This window comes from Providencia sp. (assembly GCF_040396775.1).
Classification (GTDB): Bacteria; Pseudomonadota; Gammaproteobacteria; order Enterobacterales; family Enterobacteriaceae; genus Providencia.
This window is the reverse complement of the sequence record NZ_JBEBNT010000003.1, coordinates 123591-137339: the sequence shown is the minus strand read 5'-3', so window position 1 is coordinate 137339 and position 13749 is coordinate 123591. Positions and strand designations below refer to the sequence as shown.

Below are 13749 nucleotides of genomic sequence, written 5' to 3'. Positions count from 1 at the left end.
TATGTGGGTTTATTATAAGGTATAAAAATAGTGTAATTTATAGACGAATAAAACTCTCTAAATAGTCGTGAGGTAGTATGCCAGAAATACCCATTATTGATATTTATTGGGATGGGCCATTCAAAAGTGCTCTAGAGGTTAATGAATATGTAACCACTGATGAACGAGGACAAAATACTGATTACTTTTTCTATCAAATCTACGGGGATCATGTTAGCTATGGTAATGGTATATTGCTATATATTGGTATGAGTGAAAATGAAAAAGGGGGCATAGTTTCCCGCTTAAATAATCATAATGATAATTGGATTGGGGGGCTATGTTCAGAAGCTAAAATATACATTGGTTCATATGGATATTTTAAGGGTTGGGGCTATTGGCACGATAAAAAAAATAACTCATATTATAAAAACCTGAATGTAATGGTAGTAACGCTAAGATATACCCAGAAATTCCTGAAATTGAAGCATTATTGATTTATGCACATAAACCTGCATTTAATTGTGCATCTATTCGAAATATTAAAAATACAGTCAAAACAGGGTTTCATATTTTTAATACAGGTAGAAGAAAGTCACTTTTACCTGAGCTAAGTACCGCCTATTATACCGATAATAAAAAACAACTTGAACAACTCGAACAAAACCAACAATGAGTTTTTCCTGCCACGATGTAATGATAGCTTTTTTGCCATCAACTGCGGTCACGATGCCAATACGGATTAGGTTTCGAATCAAACGTAAAATATCTGCATTATTCATAAAACATAGATTGCCACGGATGAAGAATGAGGCGCATGTGTATGGCTTTGTGTCATGGTTGGCATAAGTTGAATGACGTGAAATTAATATTTCCTTTCACGGGTTTTAAGCACTGGGGCATCTGCTTTAAGCTGATGGTAAACACCCACAACCTTTTGAACTTCTTCACCATAAACATTCACGTCACTGATTTCACGGGCAACACGGATCGTTTCTTCTCTTCGGCGAATACATGGGCCACCCTGTGACATGATGTATTCATCAAATCTGCCTTGGTCTGCGGTAGCTCTAACACGCTCAGCAACATCACCAAGCTTGTCAGCAATAGATACACCACGAGGCAAGCGGCGGCATTCACGGTATGCGCCTTTAGAGGGAAGCTTATAGAATTGAAATTGTGGGATACGCCACGTTGACGCCCACGCGGTCACGGCTATTACAATGACTTTAAAATTTTGCCCGTTTCGTGACCTGCCTCATCACTATGGGCGTAACTATCAATATTTTTGTGCTCGAGCTTTGTTTAGAACACGCTTACGAATGATATCAATGGTATTTTATCGGTTCACTTTATTCACAATACGCAGCATATACTTATGTGGGGGCAGCGATAATGTCGGTTCAACAATATGAACACATAAGCTTATTTTTTTTCTGCGATTTTCTGCAATAACCTTTGCCTTTCAATATAACGTTTCTTCGCAACAATCAGATACTGTTCAATCGCGAGATAAATTTGTTCGCGGGATACAGAGACTAAATTGTTGTCATTTATAGCTTCAGCCGTTTTATGCATAAAGTCAGACATAAAGTCTGCAATATTTGCAAATTGGTTGGCGACATGTGTGTGGTAATACTGGTAGACATAGGATTCTTGTGAGTGGCTAAGCTCAGTATCATGGGTGAGATTGTTTGTTGCAAGTAATAGTAGTTGGATATTAGTCATGGAACCCCCTTTTTTAGGCTGCAAATACTACCTGATTTTACAATATTGTTTTGTCAATATTCGTCGGATAATTTTATGTTTTCGTTAAATGCAGCCAGAAGGTAAGAATATTCTGTATTTTGGGTGATTTATGGTAGAGCAAGTTAAGAGGGAATTACTTTATATCGAAAATGCAACTGTGCTTTTAAATAAATTTAAGTTAAATATTCTTATGATTTCAGTGTTAATATATTGTTATTTACCTTTATTTTTCAAAGTTTTAATAACCTAAAATATGAGGAGGCATTATTTTTATCTTTAATAATCATGGTGTTATGGTTTTTTGTTTGGTGGTTTTATCGTTTTGTTAATAGCGAATGTAAAATAAGAGGGCAAAAATCTATTCTAGAAAAAAGTTTTTGTTTATGAAATTGTTAATTGGTTATTTTAATTTATCCATTTGAATTTAATGTGTTTTTTTATTTTTACTTATTACATTAAATTTAGGGGATTAAGTGGTAAATGTATGTTTGATATTTTATTTACGCATTGTTTGTGTATTGTTACTCATAATTAGAGTTTATTCACAGTTAGCAACACTATTATATACATTGTATTATTTAATAATATATTGAATATAAGCAACATTAAACAGTATTAAACTGTTAAGGTGGATTATTGTTTCTAAAACTGTAAGTGTGAAACCTTTGTTGTATAAAAAATACAAATTGCAACAGTTAATCTTTAAGGTACTATTTATATTCAAGGTTTAATACTGGTATACTTACTCATGTGGTGGGTAAAATGAAGTGTAAATACGGATTTGGCTGTGTTGATTAGAGTAAATCGATTTTTGCCAATCATGAGTTTTATATGGAAAAGATATTAAATGGGGTATCTTTCTAATAAATTATTCTTATATGGATTATCAACCCCGTTAATAAAATAATTATTACTTTCTTACAATTAACTAAATATATCTACTTACACATCTTTTATGCAAAAGGTGTGGTGAACAATTTTGGTCAATTGGATGTGTTACTGCGTTTATGAGAGCTTAAATATATGAACATAATAAAATTGCTCACAATCCTATTGTTAACAGGGTGCTCTTTTATTTTGGGGGTCACGCTGAACTATTCCCCAACCCCTGATTTGGTCAAAATGGCAAAGGCCAATGTAGAGGATTATTTGTCATATCCTGAATCGGCATCTTTTCGAAACGTGAAGTATAATTTCATTCGACAGACAGCAGATAAAGGGGACTTAGGTTATGTCTGTGGTGAGGTATTTCGTGTGAAGAATGCTCGACTTGAAGGCTATAAAAAGTTTGTTGTGAAAGCCTATAATGATAAGGATGGTCGTGTCACAATGTCCATTCCGCTTGTGGAAGGGGATTATGATTTATTACCGATGGAAATGATGGATGCGCTATGGGATAAATACTGTTTCTGATCCTACCGCGGGGGAATAAAGAAAGCCAAAACGGCTTTCTTTATCGGAAGGTATTTTAGCCTTTGAGTTCTCTTGCACATTGCTGAAGTTTTATAAAAGAAGCAAAACGCGTATCATGACGAGTTTTATAGCTCTCATCAGCATAGTAAGTTAAATCAATTTCACTAAATTGATCCATGGCTTGGGCAACATCGTCACAAATTTTACCCGCTACGGCACCTAAAATAGCTGAACCCAGTAAAACAGGTTCGCTCGCTTGTGTAGAAATGACAGGTACGCCACATGTATCTGCTAATAACTGGCGAATTAATGGGTGTTGTCCTGCACCACCACTCACCACTATGTTTTCAATTGCAGCCCCTGATTTTGCTTGTGCTTCAATGATTTGTCTTAAACCATAGCCAATACCACACACACCAGCAACATAAAATGACAGTAGATTCTCTAAGCTGTTGTCCATGGTGAGCCCTGCAATGACCGCTCTTGCATGTGGGTCAGCAAATGGTGCACGGTTACCTAGAAATTCAGGAATGACATGAATTTTTTCAGCGAGCTCAACAGATTGAGATGCCGATGTGATTTTTTCTAACACAAGGTCAGCTAAATAGACTGGAAGTGGTTTTCCTTGCTCTTTGGCTGCTATTTTTGCATTTATGCAGGCTGGGTGAAGGGACAACAGCTGATCAATCGCTGCGCCAGCGGCACTTTGCCCCCCCTCGTTTAACCACATACCCGGTACCATCGCACTGTAATACGGCCCCCAAACACCAGGTATGAAAACAGGTTCTTTGGTTGTTGTCATAGTGCAAGATGACGTTCCAAAAACATACGCCATGTTGGCAGTTGCATCACCATTGACACCCACCGTACCAATCCCCCCTGCATGGGCATCAATCATACCCGCTGCAACAGGGATACCTGCTAATAAGCCCATTTGTTTTGCTGCATTATCCGTTAAACCAGAGCCACAAGGGGTTCCAGGTTCAACAATCAACTGGCCAATACGGGCAAATTTTTCATCGGCAAGTTCAGATAAACCAATCTGTTGGAAATAGTCTGCATCCCAACGTTTTTCATGAGCGAGATAAGTCCATTTACAAGTGACGGTGCAGGTTGAACGTGCTAATGAGTCCGTTGATTTCCACGTTAAGAAATCAGCTAAATCAAAAAATTGCCATGCATTTTCATAGGCTTGAGGTAAGTTTTCTTTTAACCATAAAATCTTTGGTGTTTCCATTTCAGGGGAAATCTTGCCACCTACATAGTTTAAAACAGGGTGTTTTAGCTGGTTAATACGTTCGGCTTGTTCCGTGGCGCGGTGATCCATCCACACAATAATATTCCGGTTTGGATCAGCACTAGGGCTAACAGAAATAGGCTGTTTATCGTGCCCGATAACAACCAGTGAACAGGTTGCATCGAAACCAATACCAGCAACTTGTAGGGGGGAAACCTGTGAAGAAGCGACCGCTTGCTTAACACAATAGCAAACAGCTTCCCAAATTTGGTTACTGGATTGCTCAGCGAAGTGGGCACTATCACGATAAAGGGTAATATCTTGCTTAGCAGACGCTAGCATTTTGCCAGTCATGTCAAATACACCAGCGCGTGCACTGCCTGTACCAACATCAATTCCGATAACCACTTTATCATTTTGAGGGGTTGAGTGATGCATTTTACCTCCAAAAATTAATCATTAAAAAATGAAAAAAGCGTTACAGGTCAACACTATTTGGCAGAATGACAAGGTCACGAACCGTGACATGTTTTGGGCGAGTTAACATAAAGAGAACGGCTTCCGCCACTTCAATCGGTTGCATTAAGCTACCATTTGCCAGCGCTTCTTCCATTTTTTCTTTTGGCCAGTCATCCAATAACGCAGTAACCACTGGACCTGGTAAAACGGCGCCAACACGGACACCATGTTCTGCAACTTGGCGGCGAGTCGAGTGAACAAAAGCTTGAACTGCAAATTTCGACGCGGTGTAAATGGGTTCCCAAATAACGGGAACAACGCCTGCGATTGAGCTGGTAAATAAGACATCGCCAGATTTTTGGGCAATAAAGTGAGGTAAAACAGCACGAACACTACGGAAAGCGGCATTAATATTGAGATTTAATACCTTATCCCAAACATCGGGATCCCCTTCTGCCACAGGACCACCAATATAAGCGCCTGCATTGGCATGGAAAATATCTAAACGGCCTGCTTTTTCGAGAATGGCATCTAACATGCCATCAACTTGTTTGGTGTTCATTAAATCAATGACAAGAGGGATCGCATTTTCGCCTAACTCTGCAACAAGTTGATTTAATCTATCTTCAGCACGGTCAATTAGAACGACCTTGACGCCAGCTTTGATGAGTGTACGAGCACATTCAAGACCAATACCGGATGCTGCACCTGTAATTGCGGCGACTTTGTTTTCAATGGAAATAGCCATAATGATTTACTCCAATCGGATTTTAGCGAAAAGGTAAGTGAAAAATAATGAAATCAATGAGATGACAATGAGTCACTGGAATGGTTAAGGTGGCTGCATAGGATGGATTGATATTAATTTTTTTCATTATACCAACTCATGCTTCATCAATTTCAATATTGCTCAATCGATGTAGCAGTATTGCGACTTTTGCACTTTGGTGTCAAGCTAGGAAAAAATGGAGATATGAATCTGTGACAAAGATCAGACAAAATAAGAAAACAACGATCTATGACCTTGCTGAACTGGCTGGTGTTTCAGCGAGTGCGGTAAGTGCGGTCCTTAATGGAAATTGGCAAAAAAGACGTATTAGTGCGCAATTGGCTGAGAAAGTGATGCGTATTGCGCAGGAGCAAAATTATTCAGTTAATAAACAAGCCAGTTTGCTGCGCAGCAATAAATCAAAAATCATTGGCATGCTGGTACCAAAATACGATAACCGTTACTTTGGTTCGATAGTGGAGCATTTTGAGGAAATGGCGCGAGAAAGAGGGTTATTTCCGATTATTACTTGTACGCGTCGTGATCCTAAACTGGAGATAGAAGCGGCGCGTACCATGTTATCTTACCAAGTGGATTGGCTGATTTCGACAGGGGCAACCAACCCAGACAAAATCACTCAGATATGCCAATCTTCGGGTGTCCCAACATTAAACTTAGATTTGCCCGGCACTCTAGCGCCATCCGTAATTTCAGATAATTATCTCGGCGCAAAAAACCTTACCCTGCGGATTTTAAATAAAAAAGGCTGTTCTCAAACGTTAAATGCACCACTGATTTTTATTGGTGGGCGTGAGCACGATCATAATACCCGCGAACGTATACGTGGCTTTATCGATGCACACACTGAAGTGGGTATTACTGTTCCAAATGAAAATATTTTAGCTTGCGGATATGCCCCTGAAAAAGCAGAAAAAGCCTTGTCTATTTTTGTGAAAAAGCACAGCGATAACTTGCAAAAAATAACCCAAGGCGGCCTGTTTATTAACTCCACTATTTCATTAGAAGGGGTAATGCGATGGTTAGGGGCTCAGGGTTGTACCGCTGAAAACCAACCTAATTTAGGCTGTTTTGACTGGGATCCATTTGTGGCGCTATTAGGTAATGAGATTGAAATGGTGAAGCAAGATGTGCCAACGATGCTCAACCATATTTTTAAGCTAATTGATGAGGGGGATAGTCAGCCACAATTAATCGAGGTATCGCCAGTGGGTATAAGATAAAATGCAAAATATAAATGAAGTGTTGCCTGTGCAAAAACAGGCAACACGAAGCTTTGAGGGTTATTTATTTAAAGTTTCAACCAATAATTGATGGCGTTGGTTATAAAATTTAATGTAAGTCATATAACCGGCTAATATTGTCGAAAGACTGGCAGTGGCTAATAACATAAAAGTTACCATAATTTGGTATTTTACGGCCTGTAATGGGTCGACACCTGCAAAAATTAACCCCGACATCATCCCCGGCAGGCTGACAATACCCACCGTTTTTGCAGAATCAACAGTGGGGATTAACGAGGCGCGAATACTTTCCCGAATAATGGATGCTGAAGCCACTTTAGGGGTTGCTCCAAGGCTTAACATCTCTTGAATTTGCTGCTGCTGGCTGGCGAATCGTTGCCCCAAATTATTAAAGCATAACCCAACAGCTATCATTGCATTGCCCGCAATCATTCCCGTAATCGGTATGACTTGCATTGGGGTAAAAGCAATCGCTTTGGTGAGAATTAAGACCAGTAGCGTGAGAACGGTACCTGACGTAATTGCAACAAAAGCAGTGAGATAGATTTTATCTAAATATTTACTTCTTTTTTTTGCATTCCACGCAGCATTGACACAAATGAACAGCACCAAAGCCACGGTGAGAACTGCATGGTCAACATTAAAAATATATTTTAAAATGTAGCCAGCTATCAATAATTGAACAATAGCGCGGCAGGTACTCCAAATAATATCTTTTTCTAAAGACAGTTTTTCTTTGTGGCTAATAAAAATTGCCACTAAGACTAACATGATAGAAAACGTGAGCGATTCATTGGAAATGGTAGGTTGATGCACGATGGTATCCTATTATTTAGCCAGATGAACGGGAAGGGTGATGATTTCATTTGCATGGGCAATTTCATCTTGGTCGTGAGTCACCCATAAAATTGCAATACCTTTTTCTATCGCTAATTTATGAATTAATTCATTCACTTTGACTTTATTTTCTTCATCCAGAGCACTCGTGATCTCATCTAACAGTAAAATTTCGGGTAGAAATTGTAAATTTCGAATTAATGAAATACGCTGTTTTTCGCCTCCCGAAAGCTCGTTAATTCCTTTCTCAAGAATGGTTTCAGGCAATGAAAAATGCTGCAAGTCACTGATAACTTTTGTTTTATCAAAGGGCTGTTTTCTAATTTGGTAAGGAAAAGCTAAGTTGTCATATACTGTAGCCCCGAATAATGTGGGGGTTTGGGTACAATAAGACACTTGCTGGCGGTAGGTCTCTGGGGAAATTGTACTAATATTTTTCCCGTTAAAGACAATGCTTCCTTGGGTCGGAGAAATCAGGGATGCTACAATTTTTAATAAAGTACTTTTTCCACAACCTGATGGCCCCGTGATTAATTTAAATTCGCTGGCATCTAGGTTAATCTGCACGTTATCCAGAATCGTTTTTCCATCAATCGAATAGCCAATATCCTTTAGTTGCAGTAGTGAACGGTTTTTTTCCATTTTTCCATGACCTATGTAATCAATTTACGTGATTAACGCGAATGAGAGCTATTTCTCTATTTTATCTGATATCAGTGTGTTAGCTTTGTTTGATATCAATTTAGATATAACTAATAGTATGCGCCAGTTATTGTGAAATTTACACTGCATTATGTAAAGGTGGATTATCTAAGGTCAGTTAGAATACGATTATTATGAGTATATGGTGTTATTTTAAACAATGAAAATGATTGGATGATTTTAAAATAGATAACAAATAATCAAGTTAAATTTTATTTTGAACATATGTTCTCATGGTTTTTATTATTATTTAAATAATGGGATGTGGCGCTTTATTTTAAATGAAGAATATGGCTATTACATTTAAATAATAATATATAATCTTAATTAAATAACGACACGCTTATAGGTTATTAGGGTTTCGAAAAAACTCCAATATCTATATTCCTCCAATATCAAATGTCACCTCATGGCGTTAAGGAATGAAAATGACAACGTTTAATGGTTTTAATACCCAATTCTCTCTTGATGGCAAAGTTGCATTAATCACAGGGGGCGCAGCGGGTATTGGTTTAGCAATTGCACAACTCTATGTGGAAAAAGGCGCTAAGGTTGCCTTGGTTGATAAGTCTGAAAAAGTTATTGATGTTGCTAAGGAAATGAAAAATACCATTGGTATTCAATGTGATATCACAAAAATAGACTCTGTATCGCAAATGGTTGAGCAGGTGGTAAAGCATTACGGTGCATTGGATATTGCCGTCAATAGTGCAGGGATTGTTGCATTAGCGCCAGCGGAAAGCTTAAGCGAGCAGGACTGGGACTTGACCATGAATGTCAATCTTAAAGGGACTTTCCTTGTGTGCCAAGCAGCAGGTAATGTTATGATTAAACAAGGAAAAGGTAAAATAATTAATATGGCATCACAGGCAGGGGTTATTGCATTGGATCAGCATGCAGCCTACTGTGCGAGCAAGGCCGCCATTATTGGTTTAACCCAAGTTTTGGCATTAGAGTGGAGCCCTAAGGGCATTCAAACCAATGCAATATCGCCGACTATCGTTCTCACTGAGCTGGGCAAAAAAGCGTGGGAAGGGCCAAAAGGTGATGAAATGAAAGAAAAAATTCCAGCAAGGCGCTTTGCCGAACCGTCAGAAATTGCCGCTTGCGCACTCTTTTTAGCCAGCGAAGCTTCGGATATGATCACGGGACATAATTTAGTGATTGATGGTGGGTATAGCATTCAGTGATTAAATTTAATAAGTGAATAACATAAATTATTCGCTTATTTTATAGCGATTAAAAAAGGCCAGATAATTATTTTATTATTTGGCCTGTAATATAAATTACAAAGTAGGATAACAGATTTAAATAACGCCGCGATTAATTACGCTTTAGGTTGTAATAATGACAACGATTGCTGAATAAGTTTCTCCACTGTAAACCCAAAATAATCAAATAACTGTTCAGCAGGGGCTGATTCGCCAAAACTATTCATTCCCATGACCAATCCATCCAGGCCAACATATTTACGCCAGTAATCACTGATACTGGCTTCGATAGCAATGCGGTTGCGAACATGATGAGGTAATACACCTTGTTGGTAGTCAGCGGACTGCTTATCAAAGGTATCCGTTGATGGCATGGAAATAACATTGACTTTAAAGCCTTGCTCAGTGAGATATTGCCATGCTTTAACGGCTAAAGTAACTTCAGAACCCGTTGCAATCAGCAACAACTCGGGGTTTTGACTATTGCTACGTAATATATAACCACCCCGTTGGATATTGGCTAGCTGTTCAGAAGTACGGGAATGTTGTTGCAGATTTTGTCGTGAAAGAACTAATGCCGTTGGTGTCTGTTGGTTGGTGATGGCATGCTGCCAAGCAACGGCTGTTTCCACTTGGCAGCAAGGGCGCCAGACGGACAGATTCGGTGTTGCGCGTAAAGACGCGAGTTGCTCTACTGGCTGGTGTGTTGGCCCATCTTCTCCTAACCCAATGGAGTCATGTGTATAAACAAGTAATTGCGGTAATTTCATTAGCGCTGCCATGCGCACTGCATTTTGTGCATATTCGCAGAACATCAAAAATGTCGCGGTATAAGGGCGAAAACCCCCGTGTAATGCCATACCGTTGGCAATGGCGGTCATGCCAAACTCCCTGACACCATAATGAATATAGTTGCCTGTAGGTTGTTCATTGATCGGGACGGAGCCAGACCAATAGGTGAGGTTGCTCGGGGCTAAATCTGCGGAGCCACCGATTAATGCAGGTAAAACAGGACCTATTATATTGAGAGTATTTTGTGACGCTTTGCGAGTGGCGATTGTTTCAGGGTTATCATTCAACTTTTGAATATAATCTGTTATCACCGTGGTAAATGAACTAGGCGTTTGGTTAGATAAGCGCTCAGCGAGCTGTTCAGCAAGTTCTGGATATTGCTTTGCATACTCTCTAATCGCTTGCTCCCACTGTAATTGTTGCTCTGATCCGCGTGCGATGGCATTCCATGGCTGATAAATTTCTTCAGGAATTTCAAAGGGTGGGTATTTCCATCCTAGCTGCTGGCGTGTTAGCGCAATTTCTTCTGTGCCAAGTGGCGCACCGTGTGAATTCGCCGTTCCTGCTTTATTTGGTGAACCATAGCCGATGGTGGTGCGGCAAATAATCAGGGTTGGTTTGTCTGTTTGCTGCCGAGCCTGCTCAATTGCCGCTTTGATAGTAGGCCTTGAATGGCCATCGATGCGACGAATAACGTGCCAGCCATAAGCTTCAAAGCGTTCGGCAGTATTATCCGTAAACCAACCTTTAGTGTCTCCATCAATGGATATTTGGTTATCATCATAAAAAGCGATGAGTTTATTCAGCTTCAACGTACCTGCGAGGGAGCACACTTCGTGGGAGATCCCCTCCATTAAGCAGCCATCCCCGAGAAAAACATAAGTAAAGTGGTCAACCACAGGAAAACCTGAGCGGTTAAACGTTGCACCGAGGGTTTTTTCTGCAATTGCCATACCGACTGCGTTGGCAATTCCTTGCCCGAGGGGGCCTGTCGTTGTTTCCACGCCAGGGGTATAACCTAATTCAGGGTGACCCGGGGTTTTTGAATGCAATTGCCTAAATTGCTTTAAATCTTCGATGGAAATATCGTAGCCCGTTAAGTGTAATAAGCTATATAACAGCATTGAGGCGTGACCATTTGAAAGGACAAAGCGGTCACGGTTCGGCCAAGTCGGGTCGGCAGGGTTATGCTGTAAGTAGTCCCGCCAAAGTACTTCAGCGATATCCGCCATGCCCATTGGTGCGCCCGGGTGGCCGGAGTTGGCTTTTTGCACCGCATCAATAGAAAGAAAACGGATGGCGTTCGCTAATGGGTTTTGTGCTTGTGTGTACATAAAAACACTCCTAGAAAACTGTTTGCGTGAAACTAACGTTCCCCATTTTCATATTCACTGATGCGCGCCACTTTAGGGGCAGAGCGTCCACCTTCATAATGAGATGCCAGCCAAGTATCTACGATAGTTTTTGCAAGCTCTGGGCCAATGACACGAGCACCAAAGGTAATAATTTGCGCATCGTTACTTTTTTGTGCGCGTTCTGCTGAGTAGGTATCGTGGCAAAGTGCGGCTCGAATACCAGTGACTTTGTTGGCAACAATAGACATTCCGATCCCTGTTCCACAAATTAATATCCCACGTTGATGTTTTCCTTGTGCAATAGCTGTTGCGACGGCATGGGCAACATCTGGGTACATTTCATCTTTAACCCCGGTATTTAAACAATAATCGGTGACTTGAATATTTAGCGCTACAAGGTGTTGTTTGATCAAATCTTTCATTTCAAATGCGGCGTCGTCTGCACCAATGGCAATAGATAGCATGATTGAGATCCTTATTTCGAACAAAAGTTCATTGTTAATTCAAATGTACTATTTAGAAAATAGGATCTTATGAACAAATAATCAATAGGTGAACATATGTTTTTAATTTAAATAAGCTGTATTTTGTGATCTATGGCTTTAAATTCACTTTTTTTTGTTAAAAAAGCGCAAAGTCATCATTTTACGTCGATTTTATGGGAATATTTGCTCTGAATCACACTTTGAAGATCTGGTTATGTGCATCGATGATTAAAAAAAGGTATGGTTAATTTGTACATTCATTGAACTTATGTTCATTTTACAAACCGCCGAGGGTAGAACTATGTGTGAACACTGTGATTCAAAAGCCACGTTGAGCGAAGGCATTCCAGAAAAAATGAAAGCGGTGGTGGCTTATGCACCAAAAGATTACCGTTTAGAAACTGTCGATGTTCCAAAAATTGGTGAAGAAGAAATTTTAGTTCGTGTCGAAGCTTGCGGGATTTGCGCGGGTGACGTGAAAGCGTTTGAAGGCGCGCCAAGCTTTTGGGGTGATGCTGAGCAACCTGCCTATATTAAAGCACCAATGATCCCAGGGCACGAATTTATCGGCCATGTTGTTGGGTTTGGCTCAAAAGTAGAAGGTTTTGCATTAGGTGACCGCGTGATTTCCGAGCAAATAGTCCCTTGCTGGGAATGCCGTTTCTGTAAACGCGGTGAATATTGGATGTGTGAAAAACACGACCTGTATGGTTTCCAAAATAACGTCAATGGCGGTATGGCTCAGTACATGAAATTTACGAAAGAAGCCATTAACTACCATGTGCCTGTGGATATGCCGATTGAAGACGCGATTTTAATTGAACCGTATGCCTGCTCACTGCACGCCGTACAACGTGCGAATGTGAAACTGGGTGATGTTGTTGTGCTTTCGGGCGCAGGTACGCTTGGTTTAGGCATGATTGGTGCAATTAAAAAATCAGGTGCAGGCAAATTAGTGGTGCTGGATTTATTCGATAAACGCTTAGAACTTGCTAAAGAATTCGGCGCAGATATGGTCCTGAATCCAAAACGTGATGATGTGGACAAAATCATTAAAGGGATGACGGAAGGGTATGGTTGCGACATTTACATTGAAGCGACTGGCGCACCGAAATCTGTTGAACAGGGACTCAAAATGATCCGAAAACTCGGTACTTTCGTTGAGTTCTCTGTCTTTAAAGACCCTGTAACTGTCGATTGGAGCATTATCAGTGACCGTAAAGAATTAGATTTATTAGGTTCTCACTTAGGCCCATATTGCTACCCATTGGTTATCGAAGGGATCGGCAATGGTGATTTCCCAACCAAAGGCGTCGTCACGGATATTTTACCGTTAGATAAATTTGCGGAAGGTTTTTCCATGATGGCGAAGGGCGACCCGCATATCAAGGTGGTCTTAGACCCGAACCTGTAATGCTGTAGTGGGTTCACAAGCAAATAAAACAATAATGAGAAAAATTGGACCTGAATAAATGTCACCCTACCAAGGCTTGTTATTC

14 protein-coding genes are annotated in these 13749 nt (G+C 40.1%); 5 read left to right on the top strand and 9 right to left on the bottom strand.

Annotated elements, in window-relative coordinates; translation table 11 throughout:
* Positions 1-77 precede the first annotated feature (77 nt).
* A complete protein-coding gene (locus ABWP91_RS05130) occupies positions 78-476 on the top strand; it encodes a hypothetical protein (RefSeq protein WP_353242345.1) in 399 nt (132 codons plus the stop codon).
* Between the two features lie 78 nt (positions 477-554).
* Here ABWP91_RS05130 and ABWP91_RS05125 read toward each other — a convergent pair whose 3' ends face one another.
* The 3 genes from ABWP91_RS05125 to ABWP91_RS05115 all read right to left on the bottom strand — a co-directional run bounded on the left by ABWP91_RS05125 (position 555) and on the right by ABWP91_RS05115 (position 1707).
* Positions 555-761: a hypothetical protein gene (locus ABWP91_RS05125; protein ID WP_353242344.1), complete on the bottom strand. Its 207-nt coding sequence runs from the start codon at positions 759-761 to the stop codon at positions 555-557.
* Between the two features lie 83 nt (positions 762-844).
* Positions 845-1192 carry a hypothetical protein gene (locus tag ABWP91_RS05120; protein WP_353242343.1) on the bottom strand — a complete coding sequence of 116 codons (348 nt, stop codon included), beginning with the start codon at positions 1190-1192 and terminating at the stop codon, positions 845-847.
* 212 nt (positions 1193-1404) lie between these two features.
* Positions 1405-1707, bottom strand: a complete 303-nt coding sequence (locus ABWP91_RS05115; RefSeq protein WP_353242342.1) for a hypothetical protein — start codon at positions 1705-1707, stop codon at positions 1405-1407.
* A 1044-nt stretch (positions 1708-2751) separates the two neighbouring features.
* Between ABWP91_RS05115 and ABWP91_RS05110 the strand changes: the two genes are divergently transcribed.
* The gene (locus ABWP91_RS05110; RefSeq protein WP_353242341.1) at positions 2752-3141 is read left to right on the top strand and encodes a hypothetical protein; all 390 of its coding nucleotides are present in this window, start codon (positions 2752-2754) and stop codon (positions 3139-3141) included.
* 55 nt (positions 3142-3196) lie between these two features.
* Here ABWP91_RS05110 and ABWP91_RS05105 read toward each other — a convergent pair whose 3' ends face one another.
* Positions 3197-4816 carry an FGGY-family carbohydrate kinase gene (locus ABWP91_RS05105; RefSeq protein WP_353242340.1) on the bottom strand — a complete coding sequence of 540 codons (1620 nt, stop codon included), beginning with the start codon at positions 4814-4816 and terminating at the stop codon, positions 3197-3199.
* 40 nt (positions 4817-4856) lie between these two features.
* Positions 4857-5585 (bottom strand): SDR family oxidoreductase, encoded by a 729-nt coding sequence (locus tag ABWP91_RS05100; RefSeq protein WP_353242339.1) that lies wholly within the window; start codon positions 5583-5585, stop codon positions 4857-4859.
* 233 nt (positions 5586-5818) lie between these two features.
* On the opposite strand from ABWP91_RS05100, the gene ABWP91_RS05095 reads away from it, so the two are divergent.
* Positions 5819-6847 carry a LacI family DNA-binding transcriptional regulator gene (locus ABWP91_RS05095; RefSeq protein ID WP_353242338.1) on the top strand — a complete coding sequence of 343 codons (1029 nt, stop codon included), beginning with the start codon at positions 5819-5821 and terminating at the stop codon, positions 6845-6847.
* 60 nt (positions 6848-6907) lie between these two features.
* On the opposite strand, the gene fetB is transcribed toward ABWP91_RS05095, so the two are convergent.
* The gene (gene fetB, locus ABWP91_RS05090) at positions 6908-7684 is read right to left on the bottom strand and encodes an iron efflux ABC transporter permease subunit FetB (RefSeq protein WP_353242337.1); all 777 of its coding nucleotides are present in this window, start codon (positions 7682-7684) and stop codon (positions 6908-6910) included.
* Positions 7685-7696: 12 nt separating this feature from the next.
* A complete protein-coding gene (gene fetA / locus ABWP91_RS05085; protein ID WP_353242336.1) occupies positions 7697-8347 on the bottom strand; it encodes an iron efflux ABC transporter ATP-binding subunit FetA in 651 nt (216 codons plus the stop codon).
* 488 nt (positions 8348-8835) lie between these two features.
* On the opposite strand from fetA, the gene ABWP91_RS05080 reads away from it, so the two are divergent.
* Positions 8836-9597: an SDR family oxidoreductase gene (locus ABWP91_RS05080; protein WP_353242335.1), complete on the top strand. Its 762-nt coding sequence runs from the start codon at positions 8836-8838 to the stop codon at positions 9595-9597.
* Between the two features lie 137 nt (positions 9598-9734).
* On the opposite strand, the gene tkt is transcribed toward ABWP91_RS05080, so the two are convergent.
* Entirely contained in the window at positions 9735-11744 is a 2010-nt protein-coding gene (tkt, locus tag ABWP91_RS05075; protein WP_353242334.1) for a transketolase, read from the bottom strand.
* 32 nt (positions 11745-11776) lie between these two features.
* Complete coding sequence (rpiB, locus tag ABWP91_RS05070; RefSeq protein ID WP_353242333.1) at positions 11777-12229, bottom strand: ribose 5-phosphate isomerase B; 453 nt, start codon at positions 12227-12229, stop codon at positions 11777-11779.
* Between the two features lie 322 nt (positions 12230-12551).
* Here rpiB and ABWP91_RS05065 point away from each other — a divergent pair, with 322 nt between their 5' ends.
* The gene (locus ABWP91_RS05065; protein WP_353242332.1) at positions 12552-13664 is read left to right on the top strand and encodes an MDR/zinc-dependent alcohol dehydrogenase-like family protein; all 1113 of its coding nucleotides are present in this window, start codon (positions 12552-12554) and stop codon (positions 13662-13664) included.
* Positions 13665-13749 lie beyond the last annotated feature (85 nt).

Coding starts and splice junctions, on each gene's coding strand:
- ABWP91_RS05130 (WP_353242345.1), top strand. CDS start 78: ATGCCAGAAATACCCATTATTGATATTTATTGGGATGGGCCATTCAAA.
- ABWP91_RS05125 (WP_353242344.1), bottom strand. CDS start 761: ATGAATAATGCAGATATTTTACGTTTGATTCGAAACCTAATCCGTATT.
- ABWP91_RS05115 (WP_353242342.1), bottom strand. CDS start 1,707: ATGACTAATATCCAACTACTATTACTTGCAACAAACAATCTCACCCAT.
- ABWP91_RS05110 (WP_353242341.1), top strand. CDS start 2,752: ATGAACATAATAAAATTGCTCACAATCCTATTGTTAACAGGGTGCTCT.
- ABWP91_RS05105 (WP_353242340.1), bottom strand. CDS start 4,816: ATGCATCACTCAACCCCTCAAAATGATAAAGTGGTTATCGGAATTGAT.
- ABWP91_RS05100 (WP_353242339.1), bottom strand. CDS start 5,585: ATGGCTATTTCCATTGAAAACAAAGTCGCCGCAATTACAGGTGCAGCA.
- fetA (WP_353242336.1), bottom strand. CDS start 8,347: ATGGAAAAAAACCGTTCACTACTGCAACTAAAGGATATTGGCTATTCG.
- ABWP91_RS05080 (WP_353242335.1), top strand. CDS start 8,836: ATGACAACGTTTAATGGTTTTAATACCCAATTCTCTCTTGATGGCAAA.
- tkt (WP_353242334.1), bottom strand. CDS start 11,744: ATGTACACACAAGCACAAAACCCATTAGCGAACGCCATCCGTTTTCTT.
- rpiB (WP_353242333.1), bottom strand. CDS start 12,229: ATGCTATCTATTGCCATTGGTGCAGACGACGCCGCATTTGAAATGAAA.
- ABWP91_RS05065 (WP_353242332.1), top strand. CDS start 12,552: ATGTGTGAACACTGTGATTCAAAAGCCACGTTGAGCGAAGGCATTCCA.